Raw genomic sequence first — 17186 nt, 5'->3', positions numbered from 1 at the left:
AGACCTATATTCTAAATTTTGAGCGAAATTTCAAGAAAATATCAAAAAGGGGTCCGGAATGAAATCATTCCGGACCCCTTTTGTCGACAAACTGACGCTCCCTCTAAAGGGAGCGCCTTTCTATAGAAGACCCGCTAACGATTCACGAGATTTCACAACTTATAAAGCTTGGTCATCGACCGAACTCAGCCATTCATCGATAACCCTTACGACAGACTGCACAGTACCTTCTGCAAATGGGGAATCAAGGTTGGCCGATTCCACGAGCCCAAGGAATGATTTACTTCCTCCAAGTTGACAAAGGTTTAAATAGTCCTTCCACGCACTCTCATCTTTTTCCACAGACTTTTTCCAAAATTGGAAAGCACATATTTGAGCCAAAGCATAGTCAATGTAATAAAATGGAGACTGATAGATATGACTTTGACGTTGCCAATAGCCTCCGCCCTCTAAAAATCCGTTCTCTTCATAATCACGATGAGGTAAGTATTCCTTCTCGATTTTGCGCCATGCCTGTCTTCTCTCAAGTGGCGATGCGTTTGGATTTTCGTAGACAAAATGTTGGAATTCATCCACAGCCACCCCATATGGCAGGAACACGAGCGAGCTACTTAAATGGGAGAACTTATACTTTTCTGTATCTTCTTTGAAGAACAGATCCATCCAAGGCCAGGTAAGGAACTCCATGCTCATCGAATGGATTTCGCAAGCCTCATAGGTTGGCCAATTATATTCCGGAATATCCAGGTCACGGCTTCGATACACCTGGAAAGCGTGTCCTGCCTCATGTGTAAGAACATCGATATCACCAGATGTCCCATTGAAGTTGGAAAAAATGTAGGGAGCTTTATAATCTTCAATGAATGTACAATATCCACCACTTGCTTTTCCTTTTTTAGCAACCAGGTCCATTAAATCATTTTCAATCATAAAATTGAAAAACTCATCCGTTTCGGCAGAAAGTTCATGGTACATTTTTTGACCATTTTCCACGATCCACTCCGCTTCGCCTTTAGGAACGGCATTCCCCGTACTGAATTGGAAATTCTCATCGTAATAATAGAGTTTCTCCAGACCTAGGCGTTTCTGCTGACGTTCCTTCAAGCGGGTAACGAGCGGAACCACTTCCTCTTTCACCTGTTTACGGAAAGCTGCCACCATCTCTGCATTATAATCGGTCCGTGTCATGCGATAATAACCTAGCTCGACGAAGTTATCATACCCTAATGTCGTTGCTATGCCATGTCGCACCTTTACCAGCTCATCAAAAATCCGATCCAGTTCATCCTGCTTCTCTGCAAAGAAACCATAGTAAGCATCACTTGCCATTTTTCTGATGGAACGGCTCTCAGACTCCATGAAGGGCTGAAGCTGTGCCAATGTCCGCTCTTCTCCCTCAAATTCAATTTTCGCGGAAGCTATTAACTGTGAGTACTCACTTGCCAGCTTATTTTCTTTTTGCAGTTGCGGGATGATTTCCGGCGAGAACGTTTTGAGCTGTGCCTCAGCCAAATCAAATAGTTGCCTTCCCCACTTGGACTCAAGTTCCCGACGGAATTTCGATTGAACGAGTTCTGTATAAAACGCGGAAGTCATTTCCTCCATTTCAGGTGAGAATTCGTCCAAATAATCATTTTCATTTTTATAAAACTCATCAGTCGTATCAATGGTATGCCGAATATAGACCAGATTGCTCATCGTACCAACATAGTTTCGAATGGCATTTATTTCACTTATGGCTTCTACTTGTTCTTCAACCTCAGTCGCATCCACAAACTGCTTAAGAGCTTTCGTGAATTTCCCTTTAATGTCATCCAATTCAGGCCGTTCATATTTATACTCATTAAATTTCATACTTACACCCCAATTTCATCATTTGTATCCCTTTTTCCCCAAAAAACACCTATCGTGTTCATTGGTTGCCAGTTAAAATAGGACATAATTACATTCGCCATATTCTTATGTAAAGCCTTCCTATTTACGAAAAAAGTAATAGGGTTCTCCGCCTTTAGTGGGCATGACCGTCAGATTCGGACGAAGCATAATAAAACTACAAAAACACCTCAATTAAATTAAGGTGCTGGTTTACTGGATTATTTTTTTGCGGAGTAACCAATCTTTTTCAGTAATTCAATTGCCGTTTCTTTTTCCTCTTTAGTAAGGACGCTCATCACATCATCGATTCTTTTTTCATGATCAGGAAAGACATCCTCAATAAAGGCTTTACCTTTATCCGTAATTTTGGCAAACGTTACACGTCGGTCATCTTTACAAGCTATCCTCTGTAAAAACTCCTTCTGTTCAAGCTTGTCCACTACATAAGTAATGCTACCGCTTGCAAGCAGGATCTTGCCACCGATTTGTTGAAGAGGTTGATCACCTTTATGATATAACAGTTCAAGTACGGCAAATTCAGTAGGATTCAAGCCCGCTTCAGCTATATGTTTATTCACTATATCATTAATCGAACGGTGAGCTCTTGACATCACGATAAACAGCTTTAATGACTGTTGGATGCTATCATTCCCCATAACTTCACAACCTTAAAATTTTTAATTAAAATATCTTGAATTGAAGGTTATTATATTCTATTGCGCCTTTTTTGTCAATTTGCCTATAGGGCATGGCTATTGCTATTGTTTAATTCTCCAGTTTGATATACTAAAAGAAAAAATAAAAGTAGTGACCACATGAATTCAAGGCAGAGATTTTCGAAATACATACTTATCGTCATTTTACCATTAATCATTTTAACTATCACTTATTGGTTATATTTTGATTATTCCATCCAAGAAGAACGGAAAGCAAAGGCTGAATGGATTGGATCCGTTTATCAAAAATCGATAGACCAAGTAATCAGGGAAACCAAGGGAAATGTGGAATGGTTGAGTCGCAACAGTTCTATTCCATATATGGACGAAAAATCAAAGAATCAATTGTTAGACTCCATCAAAGATACAGACCCCAGATACGCTGACATTTATCTGCTGGATCGAGAAGGAATGACCATACATAGTACAAGCAAGCATCCCCCCCAATCCAAATTAATTGATCATGAAGATATGGACTTAGCTGTAAATACTCAAAAAGCGGTGATGGCCAACAAAACAGGAATTGATGATTTGAATTGTACGTGCTTCACCATCTTCGCCCCAATATTGGAAAAGGATAAGGAAGTACGGGGATTTTTATTGGTTCAGATCAAATTCGATTATTTAAAGAATATCTTGAATACACTTTCACCTGAACAAACAGTAAAACTTCAAACGAATGAGAGAGAAAAGGTCGTTGATATAAATATCGGGAATGTAAGCCCAAGTTCAAGATGGATGACCCTCCCCTTGACAGAAGCCGAATGGTCCATATCAGTTAAAATGCTGGAAAAAAAGGATACCCAAAACATCCATATATTCTATTCTTTTATATTTTTCACCTTCATCATCACCCATGTGATTTATATTATTGTATATGAGTTCCTCTATCGTAGGAATTCAAAAAAACAAAAACAACTCATTGATGACCAAAAGTTGAATTTCGTAGGTACACTTGCAGCAAGTACTGCACATGAAATCAAAAATCCACTCACGGGCATAAAAGGACTTGTCCAATTGCTAAATGAGAAGCATCCAGATGAACAAGACCAGTTTTATTATTCCATCATCATGAAAGAGATAGAAAGGATAAACAGTATCGTCAGTGAGTTCTTGATTCTAGGTAAGCCGATGGTGCAAAACTTATCCTCATATGATGTACGCGGTATCGTTGCTGAATTAAGACCGATAATAGAATCTGAAGCTCGTTTTTACTGTATCGAAGTCGAATGGGATATAGTTAGGTCACCACTTCCTGTATACTGTACGAAGGACCAACTCAAGCAGGTCATACTTAATATAGCAAAAAATGGCTTTGAGGCCATGGAACAAGGCAAAAACCTGACCATACATATTTATCCAAAAAAACAAGAAGCTATTATAGAAATCATTGACACTGGACACGGGTTGGAATCGAACGACATCCAGAAAGTATTTGAGCCATTCTATACTTCCAAAAAGGAAGGGACCGGTTTAGGACTTTTCGTCTGCAAGAGAATCATCGAACTCTTCAATGGAACAATCGAGATTACAAGCAAGCTTTCGGAGGGTACGACGGTCATGATTCGCTTACCAATCCTAAAAGAGAACGTGAGTAAGTAATCTATATGGAAAGAATCACGTTTCAGTAAAGTAAACCCTTCTATCCTAAGATAATCATCTTGACGGACCTTAAATAAAAGGTCACTAGAATAAGATTCTAATTTAGAAAGAAGGCAAATACATATGGCAAGTACCACAGCAACTAAACCTATACCAAAGAATCAAGAGATGACCCTCAAAATAATGATTATTATTGGCATATGCCACTTAATGAATGATTCTCTTCAGGCCGTGGTACCGGCCATGTTTCCCATCCTAGAAAAATCCATGTCTTTAACTTATACACAGTTGGGCATGATTGCCTTCTGCCTGAACATCATCTCATCACTTCTACAGCCAGCTGTCGGATTTTATACCGATAAAAAGCCACTGCCTTATGCTTTGCCAGTTGGATTAACCAGCACATTAATCGGAGTCATCATCCTGGCTCTTGCACCAAACTATATAACTATACTCGGTGCTGTCGTTTTAATGGGCTTTGGATCAGCCATTTTCCACCCAGAAGGATCCAGAGTCGCCTATATGGCTGGAGGTCCCAAGCGTGGATTGGCCCAGTCAATTTATCAAGTGGGTGGAAACAGTGGACAGGCACTAGCTCCGCTCATCACGGCCATCATTCTTGTCCCGTTCGGGCAGAAGGGCGCTCTCTGGTTTGCTTTCGTTGCCTTTGCCGCGGTCATGCTATTACTGTACATAGCCAAGTGGTATTCCCAAAGGCTCGTGCATTTTCAGCCAAAAACTCTGGCGGCTAAAGTCGTTAATAAAGAGCGTTCCAATAAAGTGGCCAAAGCCTTGGTCTTAATATTATTCATTATCTTCGCCCGCTCCTGGTATGTATCCTGCATGACAAATTTTTATAGTTTTTATTTAATCGAACAGCACTCATTCACAATAAAAGCGGCACAGATCTTCCTTTTTGCCTTTTTAGCCGCTGGGGCAGTCGGGACATTTTTCGGTGGCCCGCTCGCCGACCGCTTTGGGCGGAAAAACGTGATACTTTTTTCCTTTGCTGCAAGTACGCCGATAACCGGTCTTCTGCCATTCGTACCACCGATTGCAGCTTTCATTCTATTACTGATTGCCGGATTCATCATCATGAGCAGTTTTTCCGTTACCGTCATATATGCACAGGAATTAGTTCCCGGTAAAGTGGGGACAATGGCTGGTCTGACTGTAGGACTCGCTTTTGGTATGGGGGCGATTGGATCCGTTTCATTGGGGGCGATTGCAGATATTATCGGGATTGCAGCCATGATTAAAATCGTAGGATTTTTGCCCTTGCTAGGGATCCTCAGTGTCTTCCTACCAAGTGATTTCATGTTAAAACAATGGTATCCCGAAAAATAGGTTTCACACTGTAACCAATTTGGATAATCAAAAATACAATACATTATTGTTTTACCCAGAGAAGAAGAAAAAAGAAAGAATGAAAAAAGAACAACCATGCAAAGGAGAAATTTATGAGTGGAGTTTTATTAGGCAGTATCCTCTCTGCTATGTCTACAGGGGCCGGTGCGCTACCGATTCTTTTCATTAAAGGGTCCATGACCCATCGATTCAGGGATACACTTTTAGCATTTACAGCTGGAATCATGATGGCTGCTTCCTTGCTAAGCCTCATTCCAGAATCATTGGCAACCGGGGGGTATATCCAACTTATCATCGGGGTTTTCCTCGGAGTCTTAACTTTAACGATGATGGAAAAAAATATTCCACACATTGATCTCGGCCATACGAAAAGTGGTATTCAATTTGATGAGAAAGCTTTGCTCATCATCACGGCCATCACATTGCACAATATTCCTGAAGGTCTCTCCGTTGGGGTCAGTTATGCCTCAAATGCGCCTGATACAGGGAATTTGATAGCTTTTGCAATAGGTCTCCAAAATGCTCCCGAAGGCTTGCTCGTCGCATTGTTTCTAATCAATCAAAAAATTGGGAGATTCACGGCTTTCATAATTGCCACCTTAACTGGCGCCATAGAAATCGTCACGGGTCTATTAGGATATTACTTAACCTCTTATATTGAATTCTTGGTCCCTTATGGTCTTGCATTTGCCGCTGGGGCTATGCTATTCATCGTCTACAAAGAATTGATTCCCGAAAGTCACGGGGATGGGAATGAGCGCACCTCCACCTATTCCTTCATAGTCGGACTCTTATTTATGGTCATCTTATTGGAAATTCTATGATAATTGAACATGACAAAGGCTGGCTCCTTATGTGAGTCAGCCTTTTTCCTTTTTAAACAGCCGCAGATGATAATTTATCAAGCTGACTGTTAAGAATATATCTCCTGACATAAAACAAATCTTTGACAGGCACTCCTATGAAACTGACTCCATACCGATATGCATCTTCCATTTCCCGCTCATTTTGTATCCTGATGGTAAAATGATTCCTGGCATGATCAATCATAAAGGTGATGGTATGCAACTCTGCTTTCATTAGTTTGTTTTCACACGAAAATCCTAGGCCCTTGATGCTCAAATCAATCAACTGAACCCTTTCACTTTTTTGGGGGGACTGGATTTTTCCTTGAGCAACATACGATACCCTTGCAGCCCGTCTTCTTTCACTATCCTGAAGGGTATCGTACCATGGAACAAATAAGTATAGATTATTCTCTTGTTTTTTTATGATATTCGTTTCGAATGTTTGGGATTTATGCAGGCAGATAACGGCATCACCGGAATTAAATCGATCAGGATCCATAACAATGACATTCATCAGTTCCCCTTCGATAAAAAATAATGCCGCCTGGCTAATCTCCCCTCGTTTTACTAGTTGAATATATTCCATTCTTGACCTCTATTTCTTCATAGTCACTGCTATCCAAAGATAAATTCACGATCCATTTTCTTATATATTTTATTAAAGGAAGTAATCATTGTAGAAAGGTTCCTGTAAGATGACGACCAAGTCTTTTGTTTCCACTCTCATTTCAATAGGCGTATGATGTTGCAGAATCAAATATTCATTAATCAGTTTATCAAGCTCCTCACTGATCCGAATGGTATGATTATGACTCATTCCGTGTATTTGCGCAAAATCCATCATTTCCCACCGTTTTATTCGTATTTCGTTACAAATTTCCATTGCATTCCGACAATTCATACCTATATTCACTACTCCTGCCCTTTTTAGAGTTTGATTATATTTAAGAATTATTACAAAATATACCTTATATGTAAATAGGTTCGCAAAAAAAGACAAAACTTCTTATATTGCGATAAAATTCAAAGCAACAGAAGACAGAAAATGACGGGAACCCTTATGACCTTTTCAAACAAAAAAAAACCCTTCAATTTATGAAAGATTTCAAGTACCCAACCTTGTGAAAAGAACCAGTTACCCAATTGGCATCATCCTCTAAGCTTCACTTTTAATGGGCAAATAGATATGAAAAACTGTCCCTTTATCGACTTCGCTTTCCACTTCGATATATCCATTATGTTCTTCTATGATTTTATAGCTGACCATCAATCCGAGGCCGGTCCCTCTTTCCTTTGTCGTATAAAATGGCTCACCTAACTTTTTTAACTTTTCTTTGGATATCCCGTTTCCTTGGTCAATAATCGAGATGCGAACGTGGCTATTTGATACTTGGCTCGATTGGATACGAATTGTGCCGCCATCCGGCATGACTTCCAGTGCATTTTTAATAATATTGATAAATACTTGTTTTAACTGATTTGCTTCACAGAATATGTTGCATGCAATTCCCTCAAAATCTGTCTCAAAGCGGACATTATTAAGTAAAGCTTGTGCCGCTAAAAGCTCCAGTGTCTCTTTCAGGATGATGTGCAAGTCTTGTTCCAAATATTGAAGGGCCTGCGGTTTAGCCAAAACCAGGAACTCTGTAATAATCGTCTCGATGCGCTGTATTTCTGAAGTGATTATGTGAAAATAAGTAGAGAAATCCTCTTTGACCAAATCTTCAAGCAGTTGGATGAAACCTTTTAAAGCTGTCATGGGGTTTCTAATTTCATGGGCGATTCCGGCGGCAAGTTCACCAACAACATGTAAGGTATCCGATTTCCTGATTTGTTCTTGCATTTCAAGCCTTTCACTTACATTGCGAAAAATGGTTAAATTCAGGTTTGAATACAGATTGCCTCTTGTTAAAAATTCAATATGCTTAATCCTTCCATCTTCGAATTTTAGTGGAATGATGGAAGAATACACTCCTTTTTTATATACCGCTTCCACATGTGCATTCAAATCAATTGCATTTTCCGGTACTTTTCCGATGAATTCCTTTACGGTTAGAGAAAGGAGTTTTTCCTTAGAGATTTCCAGTATTGCCTTGCCTGATTCATTAAAGTCCGTAAATCCATCCTTGTTCCATAAGATCAACCCATCAAGTGACCCCTCAAAAATTTTCCTGAATTTCTCTTCACTTTTCCTTAATTCTTTTTCTATTTCCCAGCGTTCGGTTACATTACGAAAGATGGTTACATTATACCCATCGCCCTCATGTTTCTTTGCCGTTAATTCAAGTAATTTGATTTGATTGTTTGGCATCTTATAAAAAATATCATCCCTGACTTGGCCGTCTCTTTCAAAAGTAGCAAGCATTCTTTTAAAATAACGATTTTCCTTATAGATGAATTTCCATATGTCACTGCCAATCATTTCTTCCTTAGTGGATTCAAATATTTTACAGGCTGATTGATTGACTCGAAAAATAACACCGGCCTCATTCCAAAAAACGATTCCTTCCATTGATTGATCAAATAACTCGGCAAAAATCCTTTCGCTCGACTCTAATTTCTTTTCAATAATATTCGATTCAGTGATCTTCGAAAACGTCGTTATGAATAATTCATTTCCGACTGGTGTACGGGTTGAAAAAGTAAAACGACAAGGCTTCCCATGTAGGGTTACCTCCAATTCACCCATAGAATTCAATGTTGTAAAAATTTCACTAACCCCTTCGTCTAGCTGTGACTTATCATCATGTGTCACCAAATCTGATAGTCTTTTCCCAATAAGATCTCTTTTATTGATTTTCAAACCATTCATGAATGCGGAGTTTGCCTCTAATATAAGTCCTTTACGACTTAAAAGGAGAATACCCTCTCTTGCTGTATCGAAATTATCCAAAACCATTTGCGGTGGCATCAAATTCCCGACCTGATCGATTTCAGACACATCCTCCAAACGAAAAATCCTCTTTCCACCTGAAAGTGTCCCAACCTGTATAAACTCAAACTCCCTCATGTTTCCATTATGGAGTTGTACCGCTTTCCTTTTCTTAAGAGGCTTTTTATGCCTGCTTAATCCCTCCACATCAACTGCAAGTAAGGTACTTGCTTGAAGAAAATCACTAAGCTTCAGTTTAGCCAGTTGTTCTCTGGGCTGATCGAACAACAAGCATGCCGCCTCATTCGCATAGGTGAATCTCAGGTTTTCATCGATCATTATATGGGGCTCTATAATGGAATTAAAGATTTCTTTATATTCTTCGATGTGTTTATTCAACCTGCTGATCTCCTCATTACAGACAGCCTCGTACTCTACATTCATATTCAAACCCCTTTCCAAACCTACTTCCATTCATTTCTTTCGACACCTATCTCTTTCGACATCCACCCCAAATTCCCTCGCTATTTCAAAAAAAACAGTAGAATAGAATTAGTCATGCGTGTAAAATTTATATTGCCATTCTCTTAATTCATTTTTGAATTAAGGGAAATTTAAGCTCTTTCCATGATAATGGATTTCAATCTCTATTTTTAGGGTATAGAGATACAATGATTTCTTCTCCTAAAAATAAATATTTGGAGGCAACTATGAAACAACGTGATTTTTTCTTTGACAATGCTAAGTTCATTCTCATGGGCTTTGTCGTTTTTGGACACTTGTTGAACACCTATATAAACGATAGTGAAACGATTTATGCGCTTTACAAAACCATTTATTCCTTCCATATGCCGGCCTTCATCCTTGTTTCCGGTTTTTTTGCAAAAGGATTTTATCAAAAAGGGTATTTAGCGAAAATCACCATGAAAATGATCGTACCTTATATCATTTTCCAAATCATTTACACAGTGTACTATTATTTTCTATATGATCGTTCTTCCTTCAATGTAGACATGCTCACCCCCCATTGGTCTTTGTGGTTCTTGATCAGTTTATTTTGCTGGAATATCATGCTTCTCGGTTTCTCTAAACTGAAGCCGCTTGTCGGTATAGGTTTATCGTTCCTAATCGCCTTGCTAATTGGATATGTGGACTTCATTTCCAATTTCCTAAGCTTATCGAGAACGTTTGTATTTTTCCCCATGTTTTTAATTGGGTATCATTTAAACAAAGATCATTTAAAAAGACTATTTACACCTAAAGTCCATATAGCATCACTCTCTATCATCCTTGTTGTTTTCATCGGTTTTTATTTAAAAGCAGATATCAATTATAAATGGTTGCTTGGCTCTAAGCCCTATTCCGAGCTAGAGGAAGCGTCCATCATATCCATGTTTAAACGTCTTGGTTTTTACGGATTAAGTGTCATTACAGTGTTTAGCTTTTTATCCTTTATCCCAAGACAACAATATTTCTTTACCAACTGGGGTAAGCAAACCCTGTATGTGTACTTGCTTCACGGCTTCTTCATTCGTTTTTTCCGTGAAAGCACCCTTCAGGAATACTTTAGTAACACCGAAAGCTTCATCATGCTAGCCGGGCTTTCCTTCTTGATTACAGTTATGCTTTCAAGCGAAATCATAGGTTCCATGGCACAGCCCATTATCGAATTGAAAATATCCAGGACCAAACAGTTCGCTCGTAAAGTTAAAGAATATATAAAGCCTAGTAAAGAACATAAACAATCTACTACCAGGTTTTAGAACAAAAAGGGCAGCCATAGGGTTGTCCTTTTATTTTCTTCTATTTAACATTTTATACTGTAAGTGGTTTTCCAAAACCAAGAGACTATGGTACAATTATTCGTTAGTGCTTGTTGGCTTTTAGATAACATGTACACGAAAGGAGATAGGCGCTTTCATTGCGCCATTTTTTATGAATATAATTATTAGTACTCTTAATGCAAAATACATCCATACATCTCTATCCATACGATACCTGAAGGCTTATGCCCAACCGGAATACGATGCACAGCTTGCGGAATACACCATCAAAGATCCGATTATGAACATCGTCGGCGACCTCTATTCCAAAAAGCCGGATGTAATCGGATTCAGTTGTTATATATGGAATATCGAAGAAACCATGAAAGTCGTGGCGATGCTTAAAAAGATCAATCCTGAACTGGTTATCATCCTCGGTGGTCCTGAAGTGACCTACGATGTTCATGATTGGCTAGATCAAATTCCAGGTGCTGATTTTATTGTCATTGGCGAGGGGGAAGTAACCTTCAAGGACCTGCTTTCCGAAATAGAAGGGGAACACAACTATAAGAAAGTTAGTGGAATTGCTTATCGGCAAGATGGTAAAAAGGTGATTCAGCCCCAGAATGGCAAGGTGGACCTGAAATCCCTTCCCTCACCATACCGTTTAGAGGAAGATCGTAATGAGATATCCAAACGGGTGACGTATATCGAGACAAGCCGTGGCTGTCCGTTCAGCTGTCAGTTCTGCCTATCATCGATTGAAGTGGGTGTGCGCTATTTTGACCGCGAAAAAATTAAAGAAGACATCAGGTATTTGATGGATAATGGGGCAAGAACGATTAAGTTTGTCGATCGTACATTTAACATTAGCCGGAGCTATGCGATGGAGATGTTCAGGTTTTTAATTGATGAGCATCAACCTGGAGTCGTTTTTCAGTTCGAAATCACGGCTGACATCATGCGCCCGGAAGTCATTCAATTCTTGAACGATCATGCGCCTGCCGGATTGTTCCGTTTTGAAATCGGTGTACAGTCTACGAATGATCATACAAATGATCTCGTGATGAGAAGACAGAATTTCGAAAAGTTGACCCGAACTGTCACGATGGTAAAAGACGGACAGAAAATAGATCAGCATCTCGATTTAATTGCTGGCCTGCCTGAAGAAGATTATTTTTCATTCAGAAAGACCTTCAATGATGTTTTTGCACTACGCCCCGAAGAGATGCAACTCGGATTCTTAAAAATGTTGCGTGGCACTGGGCTGCGCATTAGAGCGGATGAACACGATTATATTTACAGTGATCATGCCCCTTACGAAATCCTGGGAAACAATGTTTTAACCTTTGATGATATTGTCCGCATTAAACAAGTCGAAGATGTCCTTGAAAAATACTGGAACGATCATCGAATGAACCATACAACCGAGTTCCTTGTAGAAACGGTATTTACCTCCCCATTCGACTTCTTCCAGGAATTCGGCACCTATTGGGATGAGCAGGGCTGGTCACGCATTGGGCATCAGCTTGAAGATTTATTCAAGCGATTAGAGCTATTTTTGATTAAAAGGGAAACCGATCAATTGAATAATGTCATCGGTCTCATGAAATTGGATTACTTTAAGAATCAAAAATATAAGCCACGTAAACCTTGGTGGGAAGCCTCTTTAGATAAACATGGCCGTTCTAAGATTTATGAAGAAATTCTTAAGCATCCCGAGCACCTAGGAACCGATTTCAGGGATTTACAACTGAACGAAAAGGAAATATATAAGCATACCTTGATTGAAGAACTTCCGTTTGATTTAGAAACCTACTTAACGGATGGGACCATAATTGAACAACCTTCCATCATGCTTGCCTATTTTGATCCAAGTGGTAAAGGTTCTCGTATCTTTTCACTATCTAAGGCTGAAAGCACAATACAATAAGAATAAGGACGGACCCCTGTTTGTGGGGTCCGTCCTTATTTACTTTTTGTTATTTTTCGCGGCCAGTATTTCATAGATCTCGGTTGCATTCATATCTTCACTAAATTCCATACCGAATTCCGTTCGTACGTACTGGGCCTTATCTTTTTTCTCTGGTTGTTTACGTGTTTGTTTATTCATTTAACTTCTTCCTTTTCTGCCTTGTTTAGAGTTACGGTTTGCACCCTTCATGACATTTTCATCGGCTGCAAATTCATTTGAAAATTCATCTATTCCTTGATTCTTCTTCGGCGTTTTACTGGCTTTTACAGCCCCATCAACATTGGCTTTCCTTTTCATTTTCATTCCACCTCTATAAAAAAAGTTAACATTATAGAATGGGGTAATTCCGTTCAAAATTATTCACGGATAATATATCGTCATTCGCGTACATTAAGACTAAAAACGGAGGAGGATATAATGAAGAAAAAACTCGATAACCCAATTTTATCAGATACTCAGCCACATCAAATCAATGCACCTAGCTTCAAGAACACTGGAATAAAACCAGAAGCACCATTTGTGAATGAGTATGGAGTGGTCATCGGGGACAGTAAGTACGCCTCAGACAATTCACCGCTTGAAAATTGGAATGAGGATACAGACCCGGAAATCATGGCTGGTGATGAATGGGTCCACCCGACAAATGATATTGGCTGGAACTCGACTGAAAATCGGGAACTATTAGAAGCCAAACGAGATCCTCAAGCCCCTTTTTTCCATCCCGATAAAGATGTCAGCTCCGAAACGGATTAAGCTCTCGCAAATTTAAGGGTATCCTGAAACTTCCAGGACACCCTCTTTCCTTATTTAATCTGCAAAATCAATTTCCCTTTCGTTTGACGCGCGTTCATTTCTTCATGAACCGCCGCTGCCTGTTCGATTGGATAAATACCTCCGATGGTCATCTTTAGTTTACCTGAGGCTACATAAGAGAAAAGCTCTTCGATACTCGGTACAAGCAAATCCGGCCTTTTCATGATCTGGGGTAGGAAAAAACCTATGACGGATTGATTACGGCGCATTAAATTCTGAGGATTCATCGTATATAGCTCACGACTAGCATTGCCAAAAACGACTATGCGACCAAAAGGAGCCAGACATTTCAGGGTCTTATTGAAAATGTCCCCTCCTGCCATTTCAAGGGCAACATCCACGCCCTTACCGTCTGTCGCCTCTCTCACTTCGAGCTCCCATCCCTCTTTCGTATAATCAATGAGTACGTCCGCCCCCATCTCTTTTGCGAGTTCCAATTTTTCTTCGGTGCTAGCTGTGGCAATTACTTTCCCTGCCCCGAAAATCTTTGCAAGCTGGACAGCAAGCGTCCCAACGCCCCCGGCTGCTGCATGGATAAGTACCACTTCCCCAGCCTGCAGGCGTCCCATCGTCTTTAAGATGTGATACGCACTTAGCCCTTGTAGGGGTAAAGCAACCGCGTCATGGAAAGAGATTTCATCCGGTAATGGAATTGCGGAGAATTCATTGGACAAGGCATATTCGGAATAGCCGCCTGATTCAATCAAACTCACAACCCTAGTTCCAGCCTTGATCTTGGTTACTTTTTCTCCTACTTCCACCACAACCCCTGCCACTTCTGCACCTGGAATAAACGGGAGCGGCGTTGGTACGACATATTGCCCTTCCCGCCGGGCTGTATCGGCATAGTTGACCCCGACACAGTCAATTTCAATCAATACTTCATATCCGGTAGGCGTCGGTTTTTCCTTTTCTGTCAACTTTAGAACTTCAGGTCCACCGTAGGCTTCAAATTGTATGGCTTTCATCTTCTTCCCCCTCTATTAGTTCCCCGTATATTTCGGCTTTCGTTTCTCTTTGAATGCAGTAACCCCTTCTATATGATCTTCAGTTGTCCCCATTAGGGTTTGGGTAATCCGTTCCTGTTCAAGAATTTCCTCAAGTGAAGCCGTAAACGAATGACTCACAAGTTTTTTCATCATTCCATAGGCTTTTGTTGGCCCATGTGCCAGCTTGTCGGCTATCTTTAACACTTCTTCTTCAAGTTGATTCAATGGAAATACATGATTGATAACGCCTAACTGATGTAAACGCTCGGCCGAAATCGGTTCGGCCGAGAAAAAGAGTTGTTTGGCAAGATGCGGGCCCACTAATTTCGGTAAAAAGTATGAACCACCTCCATCCGAAATTAACCCTACCTTTGAAAAACTCATAGCAAATTGGCTATCCTCTGCAGCCACGATTAAATCGCAAGCAAGTGCCAAATTAAAACCGGCCCCTGCAGCAAATCCGTGTACCGCGGCGATTATGGGAACCTCGCAGGAATCCATCGCCAATATACAATCATTCAGTTTACCGACATGGTCATACAGTTGTACGGCAGTGGCCTGGCCCATCGATTTGACATCCCCTCCGGCGGAGAATGACCGTCCGGCTCCCCTGATTACGATGGCTCTTATTTGAGAATTCTGCCGAACATCAACAATCGTATTGGTTAAGTCCGCTATCATATCCGGACTAAAGGCATTCAAGCTTTCAGGGCGGTTCAAAGTCACCAGCAATACATGATTGGAAACCTCCGTTAATAAATGTTCTCTTAACATGTCTTCATCCCCCTTTATTTGATTAACCATCCACCATCCACTAAGATATCGGTGCCTGTCATGTATGAGGCTTCAGGTGAAGCGACAAATGCGATGACGTTACTGATTTCCTCTGCCTTCCCTACTCTTTCGAGGACCGTGTTTCTTTGTATCGACTTCAGGAATTTCTCATTCTGCAAGCCATCCTCCGTTAATGGAGTTTCAATGAATCCCGGTGATACCGAATTAACCCGGATTCCGTATGGAGCCAGTTCAAGTGCCAATGACTTCGTCAGACTAAGTACACCAGCTTTAGCAGAACTGTAATGCGGGATATGGGCCCCTGCTTGATGGGCGGATAGTGAGGCCGTGTTGACGATGGCCCGATTGCCGGCAGAGTCAAGTTCATGGCTTGCCGCTTCTTTCATCACCTTCCCTAAATATTTTGAGACAAGAAAGACACTTTTTAAATTGACATCTTGGATCATATCCCATACTTCTGTGGAGGTATCTAAAAGTTTGGAGGACCTCGATCCTCCCGCGTTGTTTATCAAAATATGAAGATCCCGGTATTGTTCGGTAACATACATGGCCAGCTCTTTAACGTCTTCCTCATCCGTAACATCAGCAGGAAAAATGTCAGCCAGCGGGATAGTATGGCGGGCATTGATCTCAGCCGCCACTTCTTTCAGCTTCCTTTTCGTCCTTCCTACTAATAAAACCTGTGCACCCTCATCCGTTAACCTTAATGCTGTCGCTTTCCCAATACCCGAACCCGCACCTGTTATTACAGCAATGGATTGTGAGAATCTCATTGTTTCACACCTTTCTTCTTACCTTATCGACCCTTTATCTCTGCTGCCTATTCTTCACAGTTTGTATTTTTCCATTTATCAACTCCGGAACAAGGGTTATCGACCCTTTTTGAGTTGCCAACCTCAAATCGCCATTTAAATCATGATTTTCAAACAGCTGACCAACATGCGAAGTTTGGAGGATTTCAAAGGCACTGTTGATATTCGTGCTATAAAAGGCACATGCTGCTTTCGCTGCATCATTTAACAGGAACGCATCTTGTGTCCCATTGACCAAACAATGAATCAAATGGCCGGCCCCATAAAAATCTTCCATACTGAATTCACCCGAATTGCCCGAACACACAATAACAATGGTTTCCGTTTGGTGAACGTTTTTGATTTTTTCTGCAACGGATGGATTATTCAGTAAAGAGGCAATATACACCTTTTTGGCCGAACTTGATTTTTGTAGGGCCACTGTGCCATTAGTTGTCGATAAGACAAGCGTTTTACCCTGAACTAGCTTATTCAACAGCGTCGGACTCGGATAGATGAAGCCCTCAATAGGTTGGGCCCTCATTTCCCCGGCAAGGAGGCATTCCCCTTGAGTCATATCTTTGCTTTTCAATTCGGCATCGGCAGGGCTCAGGACAGGGATTACCTGCTCCGCTCCATTATGAAGAGCAGACACGATGGTCGTGGTTGCTAATAGCACATCTAGTACGATGGCGACTTTCTCCCCATCTAGAAGCTTGTCCCTGTTGATTTCTTCTTTTTTCAATAGCAAGTGTATATGCTGCATCGTCTGTTTCATC

Annotated in this window: 17 protein-coding genes; 6 read left to right on the top strand and 11 right to left on the bottom strand. The window is 40.6% G+C overall.

Features of this window, described 5'->3' with window-relative positions; genetic code table 11:
• Window positions 1–159 precede the first annotated feature (159 nt).
• Together ACQKL6_RS10685 and ACQKL6_RS10680 are read right to left on the bottom strand one after the other, a co-directional pair.
• The gene (locus ACQKL6_RS10685; protein ID WP_402867971.1) at window positions 160–1854 is read right to left on the bottom strand and encodes a M3 family oligoendopeptidase; all 1695 of its coding nucleotides are present in this window, start codon (window positions 1852–1854) and stop codon (window positions 160–162) included.
• A 239-nt stretch (window positions 1855–2093) separates the two neighbouring features.
• On the bottom strand, window positions 2094–2531 hold the full coding sequence (locus ACQKL6_RS10680; protein WP_402867969.1) for a MarR family winged helix-turn-helix transcriptional regulator: 438 nt from the start codon (window positions 2529–2531) through the stop codon (window positions 2094–2096).
• 159 nt (window positions 2532–2690) lie between these two features.
• Between ACQKL6_RS10680 and ACQKL6_RS10675 the strand changes: the two genes are divergently transcribed.
• The 3 genes from ACQKL6_RS10675 (at window position 2691) to ACQKL6_RS10665 (ending at window position 6385) form a co-directional block, all read left to right on the top strand.
• Complete coding sequence (locus ACQKL6_RS10675) at window positions 2691–4193, top strand: ATP-binding protein (protein WP_427651054.1); 1503 nt, start codon at window positions 2691–2693, stop codon at window positions 4191–4193.
• Between the two features lie 117 nt (window positions 4194–4310).
• The gene (locus tag ACQKL6_RS10670; protein ID WP_402956491.1) at window positions 4311–5540 is read left to right on the top strand and encodes an MFS transporter; all 1230 of its coding nucleotides are present in this window, start codon (window positions 4311–4313) and stop codon (window positions 5538–5540) included.
• Between the two features lie 113 nt (window positions 5541–5653).
• Window positions 5654–6385: a ZIP family metal transporter gene (locus tag ACQKL6_RS10665; protein ID WP_402867963.1), complete on the top strand. Its 732-nt coding sequence runs from the start codon at window positions 5654–5656 to the stop codon at window positions 6383–6385.
• A 52-nt stretch (window positions 6386–6437) separates the two neighbouring features.
• Here ACQKL6_RS10665 and ACQKL6_RS10660 read toward each other — a convergent pair whose 3' ends face one another.
• From ACQKL6_RS10660 to ACQKL6_RS10650, 3 genes are all read right to left on the bottom strand, one after another.
• On the bottom strand, window positions 6438–6995 hold the full coding sequence (locus ACQKL6_RS10660) for a PilZ domain-containing protein (protein WP_402956090.1): 558 nt from the start codon (window positions 6993–6995) through the stop codon (window positions 6438–6440).
• Between the two features lie 72 nt (window positions 6996–7067).
• Window positions 7068–7292 (bottom strand): aspartyl-phosphate phosphatase Spo0E family protein, encoded by a 225-nt coding sequence (locus tag ACQKL6_RS10655; RefSeq protein WP_402867960.1) that lies wholly within the window; start codon window positions 7290–7292, stop codon window positions 7068–7070.
• A gap of 273 nt (window positions 7293–7565) precedes the next feature.
• Window positions 7566–9725 (bottom strand): PAS domain-containing protein, encoded by a 2160-nt coding sequence (locus ACQKL6_RS10650; protein ID WP_427591047.1) that lies wholly within the window; start codon window positions 9723–9725, stop codon window positions 7566–7568.
• 266 nt (window positions 9726–9991) lie between these two features.
• On the opposite strand from ACQKL6_RS10650, the gene ACQKL6_RS10645 reads away from it, so the two are divergent.
• Window positions 9992–11044, top strand: a complete 1053-nt coding sequence (locus ACQKL6_RS10645) for an acyltransferase family protein (RefSeq protein WP_402867956.1) — start codon at window positions 9992–9994, stop codon at window positions 11042–11044.
• 172 nt (window positions 11045–11216) lie between these two features.
• On the top strand, window positions 11217–12977 hold the full coding sequence (locus tag ACQKL6_RS10640; RefSeq protein WP_402867954.1) for a B12-binding domain-containing radical SAM protein: 1761 nt from the start codon (window positions 11217–11219) through the stop codon (window positions 12975–12977).
• A 39-nt stretch (window positions 12978–13016) separates the two neighbouring features.
• On the opposite strand, the gene ACQKL6_RS10635 is transcribed toward ACQKL6_RS10640, so the two are convergent.
• Together ACQKL6_RS10635 and ACQKL6_RS10630 are read right to left on the bottom strand one after the other, a co-directional pair.
• Window positions 13017–13157: a hypothetical protein gene (locus ACQKL6_RS10635; RefSeq protein WP_402867952.1), complete on the bottom strand. Its 141-nt coding sequence runs from the start codon at window positions 13155–13157 to the stop codon at window positions 13017–13019.
• Entirely contained in the window at window positions 13158–13316 is a 159-nt protein-coding gene (locus ACQKL6_RS10630) for a hypothetical protein (protein WP_402867950.1), read from the bottom strand.
• A gap of 120 nt (window positions 13317–13436) precedes the next feature.
• On the opposite strand from ACQKL6_RS10630, the gene ACQKL6_RS10625 reads away from it, so the two are divergent.
• Window positions 13437–13772, top strand: a complete 336-nt coding sequence (locus ACQKL6_RS10625) for a DUF3905 domain-containing protein (protein WP_427591046.1) — start codon at window positions 13437–13439, stop codon at window positions 13770–13772.
• Window positions 13773–13822: 50 nt separating this feature from the next.
• Here the strand turns inward: ACQKL6_RS10625 and ACQKL6_RS10620 are convergent, their stop codons facing one another.
• From ACQKL6_RS10620 to ACQKL6_RS10605, 4 genes are read right to left on the bottom strand one after another with little or no spacing between them, the layout of a single operon-like run.
• A complete protein-coding gene (locus ACQKL6_RS10620; protein WP_427591045.1) occupies window positions 13823–14800 on the bottom strand; it encodes a quinone oxidoreductase family protein in 978 nt (325 codons plus the stop codon).
• A gap of 15 nt (window positions 14801–14815) precedes the next feature.
• Window positions 14816–15595, bottom strand: a complete 780-nt coding sequence (locus tag ACQKL6_RS10615) for an enoyl-CoA hydratase/isomerase family protein (protein ID WP_427651053.1) — start codon at window positions 15593–15595, stop codon at window positions 14816–14818.
• Window positions 15596–15609: 14 nt separating this feature from the next.
• Entirely contained in the window at window positions 15610–16389 is a 780-nt protein-coding gene (locus ACQKL6_RS10610) for an SDR family NAD(P)-dependent oxidoreductase (RefSeq protein WP_402867943.1), read from the bottom strand.
• 34 nt (window positions 16390–16423) lie between these two features.
• Window positions 16424–17185, bottom strand: a complete 762-nt coding sequence (locus ACQKL6_RS10605; RefSeq protein ID WP_407408049.1) for a 2-phosphosulfolactate phosphatase — start codon at window positions 17183–17185, stop codon at window positions 16424–16426.
• Window position 17186: the final 1 nt, after the last annotated feature.

The organism is Peribacillus sp. NPDC097197, from assembly GCF_050278025.1.
Taxonomy (GTDB): Bacteria; Bacillota; Bacilli; order Bacillales; family DSM-1321; genus Peribacillus.
Note: the sequence above shows the minus strand (reverse complement) of the source record. Positions and strands in the feature narration are given on the sequence as shown.

What these genes read in the sequence shown, in the direction of transcription:
- ACQKL6_RS10685 (WP_402867971.1), bottom strand. Translation starts at nt 1,854, where the DNA reads ATGAAATTTAATGAGTATAAATATGAACGGCCTGAATTGGATGACATT.
- ACQKL6_RS10680 (WP_402867969.1), bottom strand. Translation starts at nt 2,531, where the DNA reads ATGGGGAATGATAGCATCCAACAGTCATTAAAGCTGTTTATCGTGATG.
- ACQKL6_RS10675 (WP_427651054.1), top strand. Translation starts at nt 2,691, where the DNA reads ATGAATTCAAGGCAGAGATTTTCGAAATACATACTTATCGTCATTTTA.
- ACQKL6_RS10665 (WP_402867963.1), top strand. Translation starts at nt 5,654, where the DNA reads ATGAGTGGAGTTTTATTAGGCAGTATCCTCTCTGCTATGTCTACAGGG.
- ACQKL6_RS10660 (WP_402956090.1), bottom strand. Translation starts at nt 6,995, where the DNA reads ATGGAATATATTCAACTAGTAAAACGAGGGGAGATTAGCCAGGCGGCA.
- ACQKL6_RS10655 (WP_402867960.1), bottom strand. Translation starts at nt 7,292, where the DNA reads ATGGAAATTTGTAACGAAATACGAATAAAACGGTGGGAAATGATGGAT.
- ACQKL6_RS10650 (WP_427591047.1), bottom strand. Translation starts at nt 9,725, where the DNA reads ATGAATGTAGAGTACGAGGCTGTCTGTAATGAGGAGATCAGCAGGTTG.
- ACQKL6_RS10645 (WP_402867956.1), top strand. Translation starts at nt 9,992, where the DNA reads ATGAAACAACGTGATTTTTTCTTTGACAATGCTAAGTTCATTCTCATG.
- ACQKL6_RS10640 (WP_402867954.1), top strand. Translation starts at nt 11,217, where the DNA reads ATGAATATAATTATTAGTACTCTTAATGCAAAATACATCCATACATCT.
- ACQKL6_RS10635 (WP_402867952.1), bottom strand. Translation starts at nt 13,157, where the DNA reads ATGAATAAACAAACACGTAAACAACCAGAGAAAAAAGATAAGGCCCAG.
- ACQKL6_RS10630 (WP_402867950.1), bottom strand. Translation starts at nt 13,316, where the DNA reads ATGAAAAGGAAAGCCAATGTTGATGGGGCTGTAAAAGCCAGTAAAACG.
- ACQKL6_RS10625 (WP_427591046.1), top strand. Translation starts at nt 13,437, where the DNA reads ATGAAGAAAAAACTCGATAACCCAATTTTATCAGATACTCAGCCACAT.
- ACQKL6_RS10620 (WP_427591045.1), bottom strand. Translation starts at nt 14,800, where the DNA reads ATGAAAGCCATACAATTTGAAGCCTACGGTGGACCTGAAGTTCTAAAG.
- ACQKL6_RS10615 (WP_427651053.1), bottom strand. Translation starts at nt 15,595, where the DNA reads ATGTTAAGAGAACATTTATTAACGGAGGTTTCCAATCATGTATTGCTG.
- ACQKL6_RS10610 (WP_402867943.1), bottom strand. Translation starts at nt 16,389, where the DNA reads ATGAGATTCTCACAATCCATTGCTGTAATAACAGGTGCGGGTTCGGGT.
- ACQKL6_RS10605 (WP_407408049.1), bottom strand. Translation starts at nt 17,185, where the DNA reads ATGAAACAGACGATGCAGCATATACACTTGCTATTGAAAAAAGAAGAA.